This window comes from Gracilimonas amylolytica (assembly GCF_002911695.1).
Taxonomy (GTDB): Bacteria; Bacteroidota; Rhodothermia; order Balneolales; family Balneolaceae; genus Gracilimonas; species Gracilimonas amylolytica.
The window spans coordinates 342,818-362,529 of sequence record NZ_PQBS01000037.1 but is presented as its reverse complement, the minus strand read 5'-3'; the positions used below and the strand labels follow the sequence as shown (position 1 = coordinate 362,529).

The window sequence follows — 19,712 nt, the reverse complement described above, 5'->3', positions numbered from 1 at the left end:
TCAATCCATTTTCATTAGCTAAACATACCTAAAGCAACGGATTAAAGGAAGTGCCTTGATCTGTAAACGATCAGGTAAAAAGATATTGAGCAAGAATGGTCAAAACGGCCGTTTCTGCCCGAAGCCGATATTTTCCTAAGGTCACTAATTTCGCCTTTCTCTCTTTGGCAATTCCGACTTCCCGTTCTGAAAATCCCCCTTCAGGCCCGATAAGAAACAAAGTATCAGGTTGGGTCAATGCTGAAGGTTGTTCGGCCTCAGCCTGCATATAAGCCATAACGGGTTGATGATCTTCATAATGATCCATCACTTCATCGAGTGAGTCAATAAATACCACTTTGGGTAACCACGACCGTTTACACTGCTTGAACGCACTCAGAGCTATGGTTTGTAATCTCTCCTGATTGATCTTTGAACGTTCGGAGTGGTCGGCGTGAAATATACAGATCTCCCATGCTCCAAGTTCGACGGCTTTTTCTACCGCAAACTCAAGACGGTCTCTTTTCTTTATAGCTCCAAAAGCCACCGACTTTTTAAATAATGGCTGTTCTTCATGAATGGTTTCTGTGATCTTTGCCGTGATGGAATTTTTACCCAGCTCGGTGACTTCAGATTCATATGTATTTCCCAATCCATCCGAAGCATGTAAGGTATCTCCCTCTCTAAAACGCATGACTTTGGCGGCATGCCGGGCTTCCTGACCTTCAAGGGTTAAAAATCCGTTCACTATGGTTGCCGGTTCCGTATAAAATAGATTTTCAATTTCCATGGCCAATGCTCAATAATGAGCTTTTATTTAGTGAAATTAACTTTAGATCTTATTTGGACTTTCTCTTGTAAAATGCTCTGGGTTCAAACGAAGTCTCTCCGGTTTTGAGCATCAACTCTAGGTAGGGTTCACACAACCCACATCCGCAACAGCAGTATTTAAGTTCCTGAAGTTCCCTGACTGAGCTAATGCCATTTTCCTCAACAAAATTCTTTATTTCAGTAAAGTCTTTTTTATGGCAGATACATTTGGAAACGGTGAACCGGCTCATCCTTCTTTGAAATGTTTTCCAAGCTTCAAATCCTGTCCCTGATAATTACTATCGATCTCTTCTCCGTACACAAAATCAGGTCGTTCAGCATTAGGTTCAAACTGCATGCTAAACAAAGTCTGACCGTCTTCGATCATAAAGGGAACATCATGTGAGCGCACTTCCAACACAGCCCGAGCACCTTTATCCTCTACGGATCCCCCAAAACCACTGTCGAAAAAGCCGGCATAATGGGTTCTCAATTCACCTGAACCGGTATCATAAGCCATCATTTCGCAGGCAAGATGAGCAGGCACCCGAATTCTTTCCTTAGAAGCAAAAATATAAAAGGCTTCAGGCTCTAGGATCAGCTGATGGCCCGGCTGAGCATAGATCGGTTCCCAGAAATCCTGAACCGCGTAGTACCCGATCTTATCCAGATCGATGTAATCATTGTGTTTCTTGGCTTTGTATCCGATGATCTCACCTTTTTTAGCCTTCAGGTCCACACTCATGAACAGCCCCTGATTCACTTTAATTTTTTCCATACTGACCGGCTCCCGGTTCTGATCAAATAAAAGGGGATCTGAAGCATGCACCCGCAGGATATCCTGATCGGGGATGACCTCAAAACCGTGCCTGACCCGAAGCTGATTCAATCGCTGCCCCGTTTTCACTTTGATAGAAAATGATTTAGGCACTACTTCAAGATAGAGGTTGCCACTATATCCCGGGGTGATCTCCTCAAAACGATGCGAGTAATCCGTGATCACACGGGTAAATACATCCAGGCGACCCGTCGAACTTTTGGGATTGGCCTTGGCAGATAAATTCTCAATACTTCCCAATTTGATCTCGCTCTCTTCATCTCCAAACAAACTTTTTTGAACGGAGTTATTGGACTGAGGCAGATCGAGTCGTTCAAGAAGCGGAATGATGTACACGCAATTCTGCTCCAGCACGGCTCCGTTCGTGATCGGCACTTCATACATCTTCAGCTTGGCTACTTTCTCCTCTACCGTATCATTTTCGGGTAAAAAACTGCACCGAACCCGGTACGCCACTTTGCCTAGCCTAAGGTCGATAGAGTTTGGCTGAAACTGATCATCCTGAATGGGATAATCTGGATTAGAGCGAATGATGCCCATTTTGTGGAGCATTTTCAATTTCTGAACCGGCAGTATTCCTTTTGTACGTAGCTGAACTTCCTTCGGCATATCTGACTTCTATAATTAACTACTTATTTTGAAAGGAAGATAATGAGGCAGGCTGAATATTCAACATTGAATCGTGAGTTAAGTTTAAACGGCTTAATCTCCTATCCAATCTGCGTATAGCTCGGGTCGCCGGTCGCGATAAAACAATCGTTTGGCATGAGATCTTTTGATACTCTCAAGATCGATATCACAGTAAAGTATCTCATCGGTACCCTCACCTGCTTTGGCTATCACGATGCCATCCGGATCACAGACAAATGATTCACCTGCAAATGTCAATTTTGACTCTTCGCCAACCCGGTTACAAAGTGCGGTAAAATATCCGTTCTGAAACGCAGCAGTTCTGACTTCTGCCTCATACAAACCCTCCGGCCATTCCCCGACAGACCCTGCCTGAGGAATAAACACGACATCTGCCCCTGCTACACCAAGAGCTCTCATATATTCCGGATAATGACGGTCGTAACAGATGGCCACACCTATCTTACCAAATTCAGTTTCATAAACCGGAGCATTGTTGTTGCCGGGGGTGTAGTAATCTTTTTCGTAAAAGCAGGCATAGTCTGTAATGTGAACCATTCTTGTGGTACCAAGAATACTACCATCCGTATCGATGAACGGGGAACTGTCGTATAGATCCTCCCCGTCTTTTTCATATAAATTCAGAATGATCACCACCCCATACTCTTTTGCAAGTGAGGAAAACGCTTCGGTTATTGGTCCGGGAATGGTTTCGGCATTTTGTGCAGGATCAGTGGGGTTTTTATACTGAGGATAAAACGGTTCAAAAGCGAGTTCTGCAAAACAAATGATCTTTGCGCCGGCTTTGGCAGCCGCTTCTGCGGCTTGTATACCTCTTTCTAAATTATGTTGTTTATCAGTGGTGCACGACTGCTGAATCAGGGCTATGTTCATTCCGAAGATATTGTGTCCTTAAATTTTCAGCAGAATGATACTATAAATTGGAATCTTTCATGGCTTTTTCTTCCGCTTTTTTTCGATCCCGCAGTTTTTTCAGAGCGTATCCCCCACCGGCTGCGGCCAAAAGACCGAGTCCACCATCAATAGGCGCCTGGTCCGGAGACAAAGGTAACATTGGAGGCGGTGGAGACTGTGCCCAAAGCACTGTGGTTAATGCTAAAATCATTAAAACGGAACAGGTGATAAGTATGATGTATTTCATGGCTCTTGGATATAAGGACTTGGTATTTCATTTATTTAATGAGGGTCATTTTTCGGGATAAAACAGTATTACCTGCCTTAAGTCTGTAATAGTATACTCCACTGGATTGAGTTGAAGCATTCCAAAATGCACGGTATGCACCGGGGCTCTGAACCTGATCGATCAAAGTAGCTACCTTCTGCCCCATCAGGTTGTACACCTCTAAACTCACTTTAGCCTGAGAGGCCACTTTGTACCTGATCGAAGTAGTTGGGTTGAATGGATTCGGATAATTTTGTTCCAACACAAACCGATCAGGAAGCGATGAGAGGGGTTTTGTTGAAGTGGCGGTTCCTTTATTCAATCTGATGGTGAAGCGAGGTACCTCATTCATGGTGCTGACTGATAAAGGATGTTCGATCGCTAACTGATTCAGTACCTTTACTTTTGATTGCCTTTCACCTTCAAGAGAAAATGCATATTCAAAATCAGGATCCATCTCAATTTCCTCACCCGTCAGGTTATCCACAAAGATGAACACCCACTGTTCAGGAATATGCTTCGAGCGCACCCACTTAATGGTCTGTTCGGGCTTTACGTTATAGGACATCACATCCAGTTCAAAGATCTCTTCGCCTTCACTGAAATAAGGCCTTGAATCCTGCGCCTTAAGCATCTCTGAATCGGGATTGATGAAACCAAGCAGAGAGAATGCCGGCTTAAGAGGATATAGTTTGTCAGAATCGTAGGCATCCCGACCGGTTTCAGCCTTTTCATGAAAATACAGAACCGTTGACAGATCTTTCTGCACCATCCCGTTTGGCACATCTTCAGACATCAGGGCTAATTGAATAAATCCTTTTGATTCGTTGGTCTTATAAAACCGCGTTCCTGAGGTCTTACCGGAAACCGGTAGCGTGACTGATGTTGCCGGAGTACTCTCATCATTTTGAATGAAGAAACCCTGCCCTGCAGCAACTTTATCATCATTAGCAGAGGTCAGAATGTAAGATTCGTCAGCATCACTCCAGACATGACCAACCAAACCCGCTAAAGTGCCTCCCGTTTGTGTGATTGATGTAACATCAAAGGCAGTCTGATAGGGGTTTCCCAAAAGATTCCAGCGGTCTCCATTTGCGTGAACTGAAACCGATACATCACTTACAGGCTCCGTAAAGGAACTGACATCCATTGAGACCGGGAGTGTAGAACTGCCATTCTCATTATTATTATAAACATACAGGATAAACCCTTCCCCTGAATTAAGATTACCGCTCAAATCAGAAGAAGCAGGTGTAAAAGCCGTCCCATCGTAACCGGTAAATAAATTCTTCTCAAAAGACTCGTCAAATCCCTGATATCCCTGTACTGGGAAAAAGTTGGTCAAAGCTTGTATGGGTATATCAGTAGCCGGAGCAGACAACATGCGCCAGCCGGCAGTACCATCAATAACCATAGCATTGGTGAACAGCGTACCATCGGTTTTTGTACCGGGAGAAAACAAACTCCCCGATGAACCTGTTGCCACTGAGTGTTTTACAAATGAACCCGTTATTTCAGGATCACGCACCAATGATTGATCATCTACACCTTCACTTCCGTAAGTATGTTGGTCAATGATGTTGTTAAGTTCGTCTCGAAGAGTGATGGTATCACTGGAATTATTTAGACCTAATGAGCCCGTTCCAAACACTAATGCATTACCAAATGTACCTGTGAAGTCTTCTCCTCCAAAAACTACAATCGTTCCGTTAGCAGGTAATATCGTATTCGCATCAAAGGTGAATTTTATGCCGGCCTCATCAGACACGGTCCAGTTACTTAGGTTCACTTCAACTGACTCACCATTTACGATCTCAACAAATTCATCATCATCGGAACTTGCAATTCCACTATTATCTGCATCCCCATTTGTGGTTCCCGGATCCGCAAGAAACTCATTGATCACCACGTTGGGAGTTTCATCATCGGTGATGTTAAGGGTGAACTCAGATCGCCCTATGATCTCTGCCGGACCTGTAGAAGATATATTGGTCAGTACAAACCGGGCACTTTCAAGCCCTTCGTAATCAGAATCATCATTCAATGAAAAGGTGGCATTTTGTATCTCACCATCCGTGGCTCCGGTGCCAAAAACAACTGTTTGTGTTACAGCGCCTAAGAAATCTTCGGCTTCTGCTGCACTTGGGTTTTGATGAAATTCAACATCTACACTCACGGCATTACCATCCGGATTCGTGATCTTTACCGGAATGTTTACCGTTCCGACATTTTCAGCAACTGTGGCACTTTCATCACTAAACTCAAAAGTTGGAAATAAGAACTGACCTGAATTTATATCCCCCGGAGATTCTTCAACCGGCCCTGTCCACGCGAAACCATCGTAACTATAACCGTGACCTGTTAGTTGTAGTGAATGACCAACCGGAGCTGTTGCTCCTCCTGATTCACTCACTCCCACATCCACAGATGTTTGTCCATTTGCAAGCCCTTCCGTTGCTGTAAATGTACCCTCATAACTCAAAAACTGAATGAGTTCATCATTATAAGACAGTGCGAGTCCATCAGGTTCTCCGTTTTGTATTCCTTCAACATTGATCCTCACAAAGGTGAAATTCCCGATTGTTTCACCAACCGTTACTTCCGGATCGTTTCCGGAATAAGAGGCATAAATTGTTCCACCGTTTCCGTTGTAAAGTGAAAGTGTAAACAAACTTACATCATAACTTCCTGCATCTTTGATCACGATCTCCACAAACTCGTTTTCATCCGGACCATCATTATCATAATGGAACTCGTTGATCCAGACATCGTTTGTGGTTGTTTGCCCGAATACGAAATGGTTACAGGTAGTTAAAGCAAAAATGGAAGCGAGTAGAATTATATTCTCCCTCATAGACCCTCCTCTCAGTATGTTTTGTGGCAAGGACTGAGAAAACCCCTATTACTTCTTCGTCACTTGACCCCGAATTATTCTCATTTGTTCTATGACATGAAATAATAAAAGGCAATTGATCTAAATAATCGCCTTTATTAAGAAATTTTAATTTTACTTACGATCTGCCAAACTCCCTAAAACAAAAAAGGCTCCCTGAGGAGCCTTATGAAAAATCTTACTTTTTCTTCTTGTGTCTGTTTTTTCTCAGACGCTTTTTACGCTTGTGCTTTGCAATTTTAGCGCGCTTTCTTTTTTTACCACTTGGCATAAATACTCACCTAAATGTGTTTTATAAATATTACTGTTGTTCGAACGCAACAAAAATAAGAAGAAATGAGCCGTTTTCTAAATCAATTTTCAACCATCTGGGCTTCGTTGACGGCTTCCTTAAAATCTTTGGAAACTTTTAGTACAGGTGCAAATTGCTCGGGCACAATCACTTCTTCATTTGTTTTTGGATTTCTGGCCACTCTCTGAGCACGTTTTACTACTTTAAAAGTACCAAAACCACGCAATTCAATATTATCCCCACGCTTCATCGCATCTATAACGGTTTCCATAAAACCGTTCACTACGGCTTCGGTTTCAACTTTTGTCAGGCCTACAGATGCTGATATTACATCTACTATGTCTGCTTTAGTCATAATTAATGAGTGTTTTAATAAAAGTTATGATAACTGTTTCAAAATACTACAATGAAAACAAAGCTTCTGCCAAATCGTTCACATTCATTTCTTAAACTTCTGTAAAAATACGCAGTCATTTAAAGAAAGGCCGGAAATGCCTAAATGTTATCCTTTAATATTCCGAAATGTTTTTTACTTTCTCGTTGCCTCTGAAATACTCTTAACCAAAAAAAATAATTCATGGAAGTTTTTGAAAGTGTCGTAAACTGGCTGAACAACCTGGTTTGGTCAACCCCGCAACAGTTCCCACTTATGGTGGTCTTACTGTTAGGCTTCGGAATTTTTATCACCCTCAGGCTCGGATTTGTTCAACTAAGAAGATTCACTCATGGTATCAAATCGGTGATGGGTGTTTACGATAATCCGGATGATACCGGGGATGTCAATCACTTTCAGGCTCTCACCACAGCCCTCTCTGCTACGGTAGGTATCGGTAATATTGCAGGTGTAGCTATTGCCATTCACTATGGTGGACCCGGTGCCCTGTTTTGGATGTGGGTAACCGCTTTCTTTGGTATGGCTATCAAATATACCGAGTGTACCCTGGCCGTTCAGTATAGGGTTAAGAATGATGACGGCTCCGTATCCGGTGGACCAATGTACTACATTGAAAAAGGTTTAGGGCCAAACTGGAAATGGCTGGCGGTATTCTTTGCTGCCATGGCCGTTATTTGTTCATTCCTAACCGGAAATGCGGTTCAGGCCAATACCGTGGCAGATACCATGTACAGCACATTCCAGATCCCAAGTTGGGTATCAGGAATTGTAACCGCCAGTTTTGTAGGTGTCGTGATCGTGGGTGGTATCAAGCGAATTGGTCAGGTAACTGCCCGACTCATGCCACTCATGGCGATCATCTATGTATTAGGCGCATTGATCATCCTGTTTCTGAATGCAGGATCTGTGATCCCGGCTTTCGGAACCATTATATCTTCCGCTTTCACACCTGAAGCCGGTTTATTTGGTGTAGGTTCAGGATTATTCCTAACCACTCTGGTCTGGGGTATTAAACGAGGTTTATTCTCTAACGAGGCGGGACAAGGTTCAGCTCCTATTGCCCACGGTGCTGCCAAAACGGAAGAACCGGTACGTGAAGGTGTGGTAGCTTTACTGGAACCATTCATTGATACCATCCTGGTATGTACCATGACCGGTCTTGTGATCGTAAGTACAGGTGTTTGGGAAGAACGTCACGATATGGTTTTTGATCCTTCCAACCGCGATAATGCCGTTGAGATCACAGACGGTTCCAATACCCTGATCATTGAAGATGGCGAGCCCGTGAATGGTATCGTGATGCGTAATGATTTTGAAACTGACAAATTCTATACCAACGAAGATCAGACTGAGCTATTCAGTGGAACGCTTGTGTTTGAAGGTGAAGGTGGTCGTTTTGTGGATGCTTCAGGAGCTGCCGTTCCAACCGTTTATACCAAGATCATTGAGAACGGTGCCCCACTAACTTCCCTTGCCTTTGAAAAAGGACTCGCCCCGATCTTCCCTTACGGAAAACACATCGTAACCTTCTGTGTGCTTCTGTTCGGTATATCAACGGCTATTAGCTGGAGTTACTACGGTGACCGCTCCATACAGTACCTGGCAGGAGACGGAGCCATCCTTCCATATAAAGTGGTTTATCTGGGCATGCACTTTTTAGGTGCCATCTTCCCGCTCGCTACGGTTTGGGCCATCGGTGATATCGCTTTAGGTTTGATGACCTTCCCGAACATCATCGCGCTGTTTGCCCTTTCAGGTTCAGTGGCTGTTGCCAGCAAGACCTACTTCAATAAGATGGACGAACTGGAAGCTAAAAGTTAAGTAAGATCACAACCTACTAATTCATGGAAAACGTTATTGAAATAGATCATCCCGTCGTAAAAAGGTATCTGACCATACTTCGGGATAGATCTACCGATACTGCTGCTTTCAGGCGGGCAATGGGAACCATTGGTACCGTGCTCGCCTATCAGGCTCTGACTGACCTCCCACTTGATGAATGCGACGTTGAGACACCCATTAAAACAACCAAGGGTCACAAGCCGGGGGCTGAGGTTTTTGTAATTCCCATACTGAGGGCCGGACTTAGTTTAGTTGATGGCATCATCAGCTTTATGCCGGATGCCAAGGTGGGTCACATTGGGGTTTACAGAGATGAGAAAACTCACGAACCGGTCAATTACTATCACAACTTTCCGGGCGGATTAAAAGGAGCCTATACCCTGGTTGTGGATCCCATGCTGGCTACCGGCGGAACAGGATCACATGCTGTCAAATTCCTCAAAGAAAACGGAGCCGATAACATCCGGTTCGTATCACTGATCTCAGCACCTGAAGGCATTAAACGCCTCAGAGATGATCACCCTGATGTACCAATCATTACCGCTGCCATAGATGAAAAACTTAACGATGATGCTTTTATCGTTCCGGGACTTGGCGATGCGGGAGACCGCTATTTTGGCACTCTTTAACCACCGGTCCCTTTTATTCCTTGTTGCCTGCATGACCCTTACCCTTTCATGCGGGGAACTCTCGGAATATGAAAATCAGCAGGTGGATGAGGCCCTAAGTGATTCCCTTTTTTCCACCACAGAAAGCTGGGGCATGAATATGGAAATTCTTGAAGAGGAAAAACTGAAGCTGAGACTTAAAAGCAGCTATACGGCTTCCATCAAGAATGAGACCCGTAACATTACCAAATTCAGTGGCCCGGTTTATATTGAGATCTTCAATGATGAAGGGGAACCCGAAACCGAGGTCTATTCAGACAGTGCTGTGTACAAACCCGATGATGCCACGTTTGAATTGTTTGGAAATGTGGAAGTGCTGGCTCCCGAAAACAAACGCCTGAACACACAGTACCTGATGTGGCTCAGAAATGAAGATAAGGTGAGTACTCCTGAAGCCCTTACGATCGTCACCCCTACCGACAGCATCAACGCCATAGGGTTGGAGGGCGATTCCGACCTTAGAAACTACACCCTGAAAGAAGTGACCGGAGAAACCGTCGTCAATTGAAGAAACTCAGCTTTACATATCTCCTTTTGGTTACAGGTATCATCGCCACCCTGCTCTCAATTGAGGTAAACGCACAGAATGTAGTTCAGATCGAACGAGCCCGTGAAGTTACCAACATAACTGAGGACGGTGAAGCGATCCGGAAAATGTATGATGTTCGGCTAAGAACCGGTAACATCGAAATGGTTTGTGACAGTGCCTGGGAATTCATCGACCGGAATGAATTGAGAGCCTATGGAAACATTGAGATCGAAACTCCGGATGAGATCATCTGGACCGACACCCTTTTCTACTTCACCGATCAGGAGATCAGTCAGCTTCGCGGGCGAGTAGTGATCTTACAGGATAGTACCACACTTTTTGGTGAGCAGGTGGATTATAATTTTCTGACAAAAGTTGCAGATTTTGAGGATGGCATTCGCCTGGAGGATGAGGGCGGCACACTCATTGCCAATACCGGCAGATATTTTCAGATACAGGACAGTGCCATTTTCAGAGGTAATGTTCAGGTGGCTGATACCGCTCAATATGCAGAAGGGGACAGTCTTTTTATCAACCGTAATACACAATTCCTTCAGCTTCACTCCAATATCTTTGTTCAGGACAGTACCAACAACGCCCTCCTGACCGGCGATTACCTGGAAGCCGATTCCACCGGCCGACGCTATGTTCAGGGTAATTCCTATTTGCGACAGATCAGTACCGATTCCACCGATACCACACATATCAATTCCAAAGACCTGCTGATGCTGGATCAGGATTCCACCGACATCATTCGTGCCATGCAAAACGTAAGGGTTTGGTCGCCTGATTTCTCCTCTGTCTCTGACACACTGATCTACACCTCAGATACAGAGATCTTTGAACTTATATCCAACCCCACTGCCTGGCATAAAAATATTCAGCTGAACGGACCTTACATTCAGGTGCAAATGGACAGTAATGCCGTGAACTACCTTACTTCCTACAAAAACACCATCACGGTTCAGAAAGACAGTACTACCGGGCGCTATAATCAAATAAAAGGCGATACCCTGAATGTAAATTTCGAAAATGGGCAGATCTCCCGGATCAAGATCTACCCAAACAGTCAGGTACTTTACCATACCAAAAATGAGGAAGACGAACCTGACGGAGCCGTGGAGTACACCTCTCCCGAAACGATCATGTATTTTGAAGAGGGAGATCTTGTGCGGGTAACAGCACTCAAGAACAATGGATACTTCTTTGAGGAATTCCCCGGCCTTGCAGACCGTAAACTGGATGGTTTTAAGTGGCAGCCTGAACTCAGGCCACTCAGACCTGAAGTTGCTGCTGAACCACGTTTCCCTCCTGTACCCATCGAGCGACCCTTTGAACTTCCGAACCGGTATTTGGATTATATTAGCACAGACCCTGAAGAGTAAACTTTTAATGTAAACGGAATGAGTAGCTGGACCCTCAAATCCATCCCCCCACATGACTGGTACCTTTGCCTCGATGTGGAATCCTATTTTGATCACGAACATGATCCTGAAAAAATCTTTGAGGAGGGATTCACCCGCCCCATTCCCATCGGTGATACGGATGTGATCGTCACGGTTTTCTTTAACGGTGATCCGGAGGATCCTGAATTCCATGTGGAATCGCAGGAAAGCCTGACAAAAGCTGAAATTGAGTTAGCAAATCAAAGCCTGGCAAAGATACTGGGTACCGAAATGGACCTTCGCCCTCTTTATGATCAGGCTAAAGATGATGGCGTTCTTGGCGATAAACTGATGGATCTCTATGGATTGAAACGCATGACCCGTGCCAATCTTTTTGAAGACATCCTATACCGTATCGTTCAGATGCAGATGAACCACAAGCCTACTGCCAAGAAGATGATGTTTCAGATCAGAGAGGCTTACGGTACAGCCCTGATGCTCGGCAAGCGATCTCTGCCTGCCTGGCCACGACCCCATCAGCTCATGAAGGCGGACCCGGCCAATATTCGAAAACTGGGTCCTACCCTTCGCAAGGGACAGTACCTGGTTGGTCTGGCCAATGATATCGTAGCCGGAAATGTGGATATGGGTCACCTGATGGAATGTGACCCACAGGAATTCTATGATATCATCACGAATATCAAAGGGATCGGGCCTACCTCCGGGCAGGACCTGATGATGATGCGTGGCCGAACCGATGCTGTCTTTCCTTCGAATAAGAAATCAGGTGAAGAAAAGGGTCTTCGAAGGTGGATCATTCATTCTTATGGAGAAGATCCTCATAATACCTCAGAAGAACGCTTTCAGGACCTGATCAGAAACTGGAAAGGCTATGAGGCTGCCGCTCTGGAATTCCTGTACGTGAATTATGTGCTGAAGGAAAAGGAAGAAAAGGCTAAGAAGTAGTTCGTTCGGATTTGAAGACTTTATGGAAGCAGGAGCTTCAGGGATTTCGTCTCCGAGCAGAAGCTTGGTGACGATTTCATTGTAATTCAGTGAGCTTATTCTGTTTCTGAAACCGGGTTGGTGAATAAGGCAAAGGTTACATCATTCATGCGTACACCAAGATGGTCATCATCTATATGAGTCAACATACTTTCTTTGGGCAAGTGTACCACATTTCTGACAACTCCCTCTTCATTTACCACTAACCACATTTCAGTTTTAGCCTCCATGTTTGATTTCAGCCAGAATATACCTTTATGATAGATCATTTTATCTGCCGGGGCTTTGTCTTCCGGCAGGGCTTCTTTAATCGTTTTCCACTGTTCCTCCATGTCATAACTTGCTTCCATGGAATCAAGTTCTGTTGTTGAGATCTCCTCCGTTGGCAAGTTTAGCGAAATCGTATTCAGAGTATCAAAATCAGCATCAATTTCTGCGATCAGATCAGAACCTGTATCATATGTAAACAACGAATTATTTCTAAAATCATAGCTTATAATATTGCCCGGTGCATAAGGCACTTTTGAAGCACCCATTACATTTCCATCGATCTTCAGCAAAGCATATGGCTGTGCATTCAGCGCCAAGACTTCCCCAAACGTATTATTTTCAGAATTGTACTGTACCAGATTGATCTGCCTTTGCTTGCTTTCATCCCATAAATATTCTGATGATGACATTTGCAACAGATACTCATTTTCTTCACCCATTGGGAACACTTTCAGTATGCCATTTGACTCATACTCTTTGGGAATAATATCAGATACATGGTCAAACTCCTTATCATATGTTAGGATCTTGTCGTTATTCTGATCATAGGTATAAATATTACCCGTTCTGTCTTTTGTGAAAAAATAGGCATCCTGGATCTCACCCGGTCCCCGGCCTGAACGTACGTGCTTTACGTATTCCCCGTTTTCACTGATTACCACGATGGCCGGTAACTGTCGATCGGCAAATACAATATTCCCATTCTCCAGAACTTCGCTCTCATAGCCTAAATGAGAAAAATACAGATCTCCGGCATGGTCAATGGACCATATCTGCTTTGGGTTCAAAGCCTCAATATCTTCAATGGTTAGGGGTTTTGGTTCAGCTGTCTGACCGGAGCACCCCATCAGCAGGCCGGTACAGATCATACCTAGCCCCATCATCATTCGATTTTTAAGATATCCCATTGTATCCCTTACTAAGATTCATATTTCAGCACAGTATAGCAGATAATTGATGGAAGAAAAAGCAAAGAAGTAGTTCGTTCGGATTTGAAGACTTTATGGAAGCAGGAAAGGAGCTTCCGTCCTATCGTCTCCAAGCAGAAGCTTGGTGACGGATCAATATCAGGAAACCTAAAGTCTCTTTTTTCTGAATTCAAATATGAACTTGAGAATGATCAAAAAGGCTGTGATCGGGAAGATGCCCCAGATCATGATCATTTCCATTGTCTCTTTAAACGGGTGCTGCATAGCCAGAAATACCAGGTAAGTGAGATAAGCAGCATAGTAGAACAAAAACCCGGATGCTTCTTTCCTTCCCAGTTCTTTACCCGGCCAGAACAGAGGCAAACACGCCACTGCTACGATCAGCATAATAGGCAGATCCAGTTTTATAGCTTCCGGAGAAACGTCAATAGCGCCGGGTGCGATCAGGACGGTGAGGCTCAGAGTAAGAAGAATATTATAGAGATTACTCCCCATCACGTTGGCAACGGCCGTATCGGAATCCCCATGCCTGACCGCAGCTACTGATGTGGCAACTTCCGGTAAGGAAGTACCAATGGATACGATGGTCAGGCCAATGATAAGTTCTGAAATACCCAGAATACCGGCAATTTCCACAGCAGAGGCCACCATCCAGCGAGAGCCTAACACAATGAGAACCAGCCCGGCCAGCAGCATCAGAATATATTTCCCATAGAAAAAGGTGGTTATCGGTTCATCCAGTTTCACCTCTTCTTCTGCCTTTTTTCGCTTATTGTTCTTTCTGTCTTTCTGAATCTGGAAGTACATAAAAATGGAATACAATATCAGACCCATAAATATGATCCCCCCGTCCAGTGGACTTAACAACCCATCCATAGCCAAAACAAAAAGTAACGTACTTGCGATGATCACCATGGGGACATCCACCTTGATAATACGATTAGTGATCTTAAGGGGGTGAACGAGCCCCGCAATGCCCAGTATAAGCAGTATGTTGGCAATATTACTCCCCAGTATGTTACCGAGCACCAGATCCGGTTTGCCGTCAACAGCAGCCTGTAAACTGATGGCAAGCTCCGGGGCACCGGTTGCGAATGCCACCACAGTGAGCCCCATAACCACGGGCGATACGCTCCATGCAGCTCCAAATTTGTCAACAGCTCTCAAAAATAACTCAGCTCCTCCGATCAGAATAGCCAGCCCAACGATGAATAAAAGTACAGTCATTCCTGTGTTTGTTTTTAAAAATTCAGCGGCCTAAAACTATCACAAATTACGCTGGAAATGAATTGAAAATCACCGCCCTGTAAAAGTTTATTGTGATCGAGACCAAAATCTGAAGTTTAGATTCAAATCTATATATTGAAGGCCATCCACTAACCAATTATTTAAGTATGAAATTACGATCGCTACTATTTACTCTCCTTTTCGTCCTGATGACCGCATCTTCGGCGTATGCTCAAAGAACCATCATTCATGCCGGTACGCTTATTGACGGCCGGTCGGAAGAAGCCCGGGAACAGGTCAGTATCATCATTGAAAATGACATGATCACCGGTATTCAAAACGGATACATCAACAGTAACCGTAATGATGAGGTTATCGATCTGAAAAACAAAACCGTGCTTCCCGGACTTATCGACCTCCACGTTCACCTGGAGAGCGAGACCAATCCCATGAAATATATGGAAGCCTTTACCTTTAACGAGGCTGATTTTGCCATGCGGTCCACGGCTTATGCCAAACGCACCCTTATGGCCGGCTTCACGACCGTTCGTGAACTGGGAGGCTCAGGAGTGAATATCTCATTGCGTGATGCCATCAATCAGGGATTTGTGGATGGACCGCGTGTCATTACAGTGGGGAAAAGTATTGCTACAACCGGTGGACATGCAGACCCCACAAACGGATGGAAAAATACACTGATGGGATCTCCCGGTCCTGATGACGGTGTCATTAACGGTGTGGCAGAAGCCCGAGAAGCTGTTCGTCAGCGCTACAAAAATGGAGCTGATCACATCAAGATCACCGCAACCGGTGGAGTTTTGAGTGTGGCAAAATCTGGTGATGCTGCTCAGTTCTTTGATGACGAACTGAATGCCATCGTAGAAACTGCCAATGAATATAGCATGCATGTGGCTGCACACGCCCATGGCACCGAAGGAATGAAACGAGCCGTTGAAGCCGGCGTTTTGACCATCGAACACGGTACTCATATGACCGAGGAAGTGATGGACCTTATGATCCAAAACGGCACTTATTATGTACCAACCATCTCAGCCGGTAAATGGGTAGCCGAAAAAGCCGAGATCGAGGGTTATTATCCTGCACTTGTCGTTCCCAAAGCCAAAGAGATCGGCCCCAAGATCCAAAGCACCTTTGAGAAAGCCTATAAACACGGCGTTAAGATCGCATTTGGAACCGATGCCGGTGTATTTCCACATGGTATCAACGGACGTGAATTCCGCTATATGACTGAAGTGGGCATGCCGGTGATGGAAGCCATTCAGAGTGCGACCTTAACTGCTGCCACAGTACTTGGCATGGAAGATCAGATCGGTACTATTGAAGCCGGTAAGTATGCCGATATCATTGCGACCGATAAAAATCCACTGGATGATGTAACAACACTCGAGTCAGTTCCTTTTGTAATGAAAGGAGGAAAAGTTTACAAGAAGTAGATCCGGATAAAAGTTTCAGGCAAAGAAGTTATACATGCCATCACGTTCTGTAAAACAGAGACTCATTAAAAAACTGCAGTGGACCTTTCAGGTGGAGGGAATGAATGCCGTTATGTTTTTCGGCATTCTGATCTTCATCAATGCAACCTACGATATCAAGGATCTGATCTTTTTATCATACGGTTTACTGCTCATGTGCTTTATTTTACTTCAGGGCACTTATTACTGGTGGAAAAAACTCTCAGTTCTGGAAGACAAACCTATCTTTCAAAACCGAACCCTGAAACGGTTTTTGAATTTCAAGCGGAAGAATGAGCTGGCTATAGCGTTCATGCCCTTTGTGCTGGTGGCCCAATGGGTCATTTCCGGGCGGACATTAGGCAGTGATAACCTCCTTGGCTGGGCGCTCTTTGCAAATGTATTTGCTGTACTTGAGTACATTAATTATTATCACACTCAGCTGATGTATGACAACCGCTACGATCTGCGGTATTTGTTCCGGCACAAGAAATTAAAGGAAGCTTCTTTGCGAAAAGATCTTCGTGAACAACAAATCTAATCCAGATACCATGAGCATACTTAGAATTATACTCGCCATCATTCTTCCTCCCCTTGGTGTTTTTCTGACCATAGGGATCAAACCCCATTTCTGGCTCAACATTTTATTGACTATCCTGGGTTTTGTACCCGGTATTGTTCATGCGGTTTGGATCATAGCAAAGAATGATTGACCTGAGCAGACATTAAGCTCTTCAGCCCCGATCTGTTTTATGACAAATCGGGGTTTTTTATTTGGGTGAGGTTAAGTTGTACTGCGAAGTATTTCCATACGCGGATCAGAATTGTAGGTGTCAGGTAATTCGAGGAGAAAAAATTAAACATTTTCCTGCACGACCCTGAAGGGGTCACATATGAATAGCCTCTGCCAATGAAATGTGATAGCATAGAAGCAGGCCGGGGTTAGAAATATGACTAAACAAAGCTTCGCCCAAAAGGGGATTTAGTCTATACCGTTTAACGAAGCTTGGGCAACCAACTTTTATAATGGCTTTGGTGCCCGCTTGCCCCAACCCTGCGATTGCCATGTGATATATTGGCACTTTTCGTTGCTTGGGTTTTTACAATTTCGGGGATGCACCCCAGGGTTGCATCCGCTTACGCGGCTTTACCCTGGGTTATTTATATGTGACCCTTTCAGGGTCTTCATTTTAACCAACTTTGCCCTCGAATTATCTAACATTTACCATGATGCCCCCTACCCCTCGTTCCGGTGCTCCGCTCCGGAATGCCCCACTGAGGCTCGAACGCAACGCTCGCAGGTCTTTCGGACGCTGCGAGGTTGCTGTCTTATAATATCTGATTAAAAGTTTGAGCCATTAACTGCCGGCCTTCCCGAAGGATATTTGATCGTAATTTTCCGGTTCAAACACCCACAGTTAAAGGATGTATTTCATATCTTGTCAGGAGTAGTTTACTACTGTTATTTACTACTCAAAAAAGGCTTATTGCTATGACAACCAAAGATCAGGTTCGTGAAGAAGTAACCATCCGATTTGCCGGAGATTCCGGAGATGGCATGCAGCTCACGGGCTCGCTTTTCACCAACACCACCGCCCTTCTCGGCAACGACCTCAGAACCCTTCCCGAATTCCCGGCTGAAATTCGCGCACCGGCCGGTACCGTCCCCGGCGTTTCTTCCTTCCAGCTTCATTTTGGAAGTACGGAGATCATGACTCCCGGCGATGTCTGTGATGTACTCGTGGTCATGAATTCAGCGGCATTAAAAGCCAATCTTTCCCTGCTCAAAAAAGGCGGGATCATCATAGCTAATACCGACGGATTTGATAAAAAGAATTTGAATCTTGCCAAATATCCGGAGGGGGTGAATCCGCTGGAAGATGGCTCACTGGATTCCTACCGCGTGTATGAAGTGGATGTGAGCAGTATGACCAAAGAGGCTCTGTCAGAGACCGACCTCTCATATAAGGAAGTGGACCGCTGCAAAAACATGTTCGTTCTGGGACTTTTGTTCTGGATGTATAACCGTCCGGTGGAGCCGACCATCAAATTCCTGCAAAAGAAATTCGAAAAGGAACCCCGAATCGCTGACGCAAACGTGAACGTGCTGAAGACCGGCTATCATTTTGGAGAAACGGCTGAGATCTTCAGTTCGCGATATACGGTAGAAGAAGCGGATCTGAAACCCGGCACTTATCGTAATATCACCGGTAATGAATCGACCGTATTGGGCCTGGTTGCAGCCACCCAAAAAAGTGGCCTTCCCTTATTTTTCGGCTCCTACCCTATTACCCCGGCTTCCGATATACTGCACGGACTTTCACGCCACAAGAATTTTGGAGTCACCACCTTTCAGGCAGAAGATGAGATCGCTGCGGTTTCCTCTGCCATCGGTGCGGCCTTTGGCGGACACATTGGAGTGACGAGTTCCTCCGGTCCCGGTATCGCCCTCAAGGGTGAAGCTATGGGCCTGGCTGTCATGCTGGAACTCCCATTGGTAGTATTGAACATACAGCGTGCCGGTCCATCAACCGGTATGCCGACCAAAACGGAACAGGCCGACCTCCTGCAGGCGATGTACGGCCGTAACGGTGAAAGCCCGATGGTGATCGTTGCGCCTAAATCTCCGGCCGATTGCTTTAACATGGCCTTTGAAGCCTGCCGGATCGCTCTGGAACATATGATCCCGGTGATGTACTTGTCAGACGGATACCTGGCCAATGGGTCCGAACCCTGGAAATTTCCACAAGAAAAAGACCTGAAAGATATTAAGGTACGGTTTGAACCGCCCCGTGAGAACAGTGACGAACCCTTCCTCCCCTACCTGCGGGATGAAAATCACGTTCGATCCTGGGCCATTCCGGGAACCGAAGGAATCGAGCACCGCGTGGGCGGACTCGAAAAAGAAGATGGAACCGGTAATGTATCCTACGATCCGGATAACCATGAGAAAATGGTGAAACTGCGTGAGGCCAAACGAAATAAAGTAGCAGATTTCATCCCCCTTCAGGAGATCGATCAGGGGAAACCCACCGGGGATGTCCTGGTGCTTGGCTGGGGATCGACCTATGGAAGTATCCGAACGGCAGTGGGTCAGCTTAGGCGAGATGGAATGGATATCTCCCACGCTCACCTGAATTATATCAGTCCCTTCCCTCGAAACCTTGAAGAACTGCTGAGAGGATTTGAAACGGTGATCGTACCCGAGATCAACAACGGGCAACTGGTACGCCTGATCAGAGATGAGTTTCTGATCCCTGCCAAACCTATCAACAAGATCAAAGGCCGGCCTTTTGGCGTGCAGGAGCTCAAGGATGCAATACTGAATATCCTCTCCGAAAAACAAACAGTTACAGAATCTTAAGT

17 protein-coding genes are annotated in these 19,712 nt (G+C 45.2%); 9 read left to right on the top strand and 8 right to left on the bottom strand.

The genetic code is table 11. The features are described from left to right. Positions 1–70: 70 nt before the first annotated feature. The 6 genes from C3B73_RS11110 to C3B73_RS11080 all read right to left on the bottom strand — a co-directional run bounded on the left by C3B73_RS11110 (position 71) and on the right by C3B73_RS11080 (position 6,980). A complete protein-coding gene (locus tag C3B73_RS11110) occupies positions 71–769 on the bottom strand; it encodes an RsmE family RNA methyltransferase (protein ID WP_103665665.1) in 699 nt (232 codons plus the stop codon). A gap of 267 nt (positions 770–1,036) precedes the next feature. Next, positions 1,037–2,236, bottom strand: coding sequence for a 2'-deoxycytidine 5'-triphosphate deaminase (locus tag C3B73_RS11100; protein ID WP_103665663.1), 1,200 nt, complete (start codon positions 2,234–2,236; stop codon positions 1,037–1,039). Positions 2,237–2,329: 93 nt separating this feature from the next. Next, the gene (locus tag C3B73_RS11095; RefSeq protein WP_103665662.1) at positions 2,330–3,151 is read right to left on the bottom strand and encodes a nitrilase-related carbon-nitrogen hydrolase; all 822 of its coding nucleotides are present in this window, start codon (positions 3,149–3,151) and stop codon (positions 2,330–2,332) included. 40 nt (positions 3,152–3,191) lie between these two features. Next, positions 3,192–3,419 (bottom strand): PID-CTERM protein-sorting domain-containing protein, encoded by a 228-nt coding sequence (locus tag C3B73_RS11090; protein WP_103665661.1) that lies wholly within the window; start codon positions 3,417–3,419, stop codon positions 3,192–3,194. A gap of 31 nt (positions 3,420–3,450) precedes the next feature. Further along, entirely contained in the window at positions 3,451–6,294 is a 2,844-nt protein-coding gene (locus C3B73_RS11085; RefSeq protein ID WP_103665660.1) for a lamin tail domain-containing protein, read from the bottom strand. 392 nt (positions 6,295–6,686) lie between these two features. Continuing rightward, positions 6,687–6,980 carry an HU family DNA-binding protein gene (locus C3B73_RS11080; RefSeq protein ID WP_103665659.1) on the bottom strand — a complete coding sequence of 98 codons (294 nt, stop codon included), beginning with the start codon at positions 6,978–6,980 and terminating at the stop codon, positions 6,687–6,689. A gap of 222 nt (positions 6,981–7,202) precedes the next feature. Here C3B73_RS11080 and C3B73_RS11075 point away from each other — a divergent pair, with 222 nt between their 5' ends. The 5 genes from C3B73_RS11075 to C3B73_RS11055 are packed head-to-tail and all read left to right on the top strand — an operon-like array spanning position 7,203 to position 12,409. After that, positions 7,203–8,840 (top strand): alanine/glycine:cation symporter family protein, encoded by a 1,638-nt coding sequence (locus tag C3B73_RS11075; RefSeq protein WP_103665658.1) that lies wholly within the window; start codon positions 7,203–7,205, stop codon positions 8,838–8,840. Between the two features lie 23 nt (positions 8,841–8,863). Next, positions 8,864–9,490 carry a uracil phosphoribosyltransferase gene (gene upp / locus C3B73_RS11070; protein ID WP_103665657.1) on the top strand — a complete coding sequence of 209 codons (627 nt, stop codon included), beginning with the start codon at positions 8,864–8,866 and terminating at the stop codon, positions 9,488–9,490. Beyond that, on the top strand, positions 9,414–10,037 hold the full coding sequence (lptC, locus tag C3B73_RS11065) for an LPS export ABC transporter periplasmic protein LptC (RefSeq protein ID WP_103665656.1): 624 nt from the start codon (positions 9,414–9,416) through the stop codon (positions 10,035–10,037). Before upp ends, lptC begins: the two co-directional genes overlap by 77 nt. Further along, complete coding sequence (locus C3B73_RS11060; RefSeq protein ID WP_103665655.1) at positions 10,034–11,443, top strand: OstA-like protein; 1,410 nt, start codon at positions 10,034–10,036, stop codon at positions 11,441–11,443. Before lptC ends, C3B73_RS11060 begins: the two co-directional genes overlap by 4 nt. Positions 11,444–11,461: 18 nt before the next feature. Continuing rightward, entirely contained in the window at positions 11,462–12,409 is a 948-nt protein-coding gene (locus C3B73_RS11055; RefSeq protein WP_103665654.1) for a DNA-3-methyladenine glycosylase family protein, read from the top strand. Between the two features lie 95 nt (positions 12,410–12,504). On the opposite strand, the gene C3B73_RS11050 is transcribed toward C3B73_RS11055, so the two are convergent. Both C3B73_RS11050 and C3B73_RS11045 read right to left on the bottom strand, forming a co-directional pair. After that, positions 12,505–13,626: a 6-bladed beta-propeller gene (locus C3B73_RS11050; RefSeq protein WP_103665653.1), complete on the bottom strand. Its 1,122-nt coding sequence runs from the start codon at positions 13,624–13,626 to the stop codon at positions 12,505–12,507. A gap of 168 nt (positions 13,627–13,794) precedes the next feature. Further along, a complete protein-coding gene (locus C3B73_RS11045) occupies positions 13,795–14,874 on the bottom strand; it encodes a calcium/sodium antiporter (protein WP_103665652.1) in 1,080 nt (359 codons plus the stop codon). Positions 14,875–15,041: 167 nt separating this feature from the next. On the opposite strand from C3B73_RS11045, the gene C3B73_RS11040 reads away from it, so the two are divergent. From C3B73_RS11040 to C3B73_RS11025, 4 genes are all read left to right on the top strand, one after another. Beyond that, positions 15,042–16,328 carry a metal-dependent hydrolase family protein gene (locus tag C3B73_RS11040; protein WP_103665651.1) on the top strand — a complete coding sequence of 429 codons (1,287 nt, stop codon included), beginning with the start codon at positions 15,042–15,044 and terminating at the stop codon, positions 16,326–16,328. A 34-nt stretch (positions 16,329–16,362) separates the two neighbouring features. Beyond that, positions 16,363–16,887, top strand: coding sequence for a hypothetical protein (locus tag C3B73_RS11035; RefSeq protein WP_103665650.1), 525 nt, complete (start codon positions 16,363–16,365; stop codon positions 16,885–16,887). Between the two features lie 10 nt (positions 16,888–16,897). Continuing rightward, complete coding sequence (locus C3B73_RS11030; protein ID WP_103665649.1) at positions 16,898–17,059, top strand: YqaE/Pmp3 family membrane protein; 162 nt, start codon at positions 16,898–16,900, stop codon at positions 17,057–17,059. Between the two features lie 779 nt (positions 17,060–17,838). Further along, positions 17,839–19,710 carry a 2-oxoacid:acceptor oxidoreductase subunit alpha gene (locus C3B73_RS11025; RefSeq protein WP_103665648.1) on the top strand — a complete coding sequence of 624 codons (1,872 nt, stop codon included), beginning with the start codon at positions 17,839–17,841 and terminating at the stop codon, positions 19,708–19,710. The last annotated feature ends 2 nt before the right edge of the window (positions 19,711–19,712 follow it).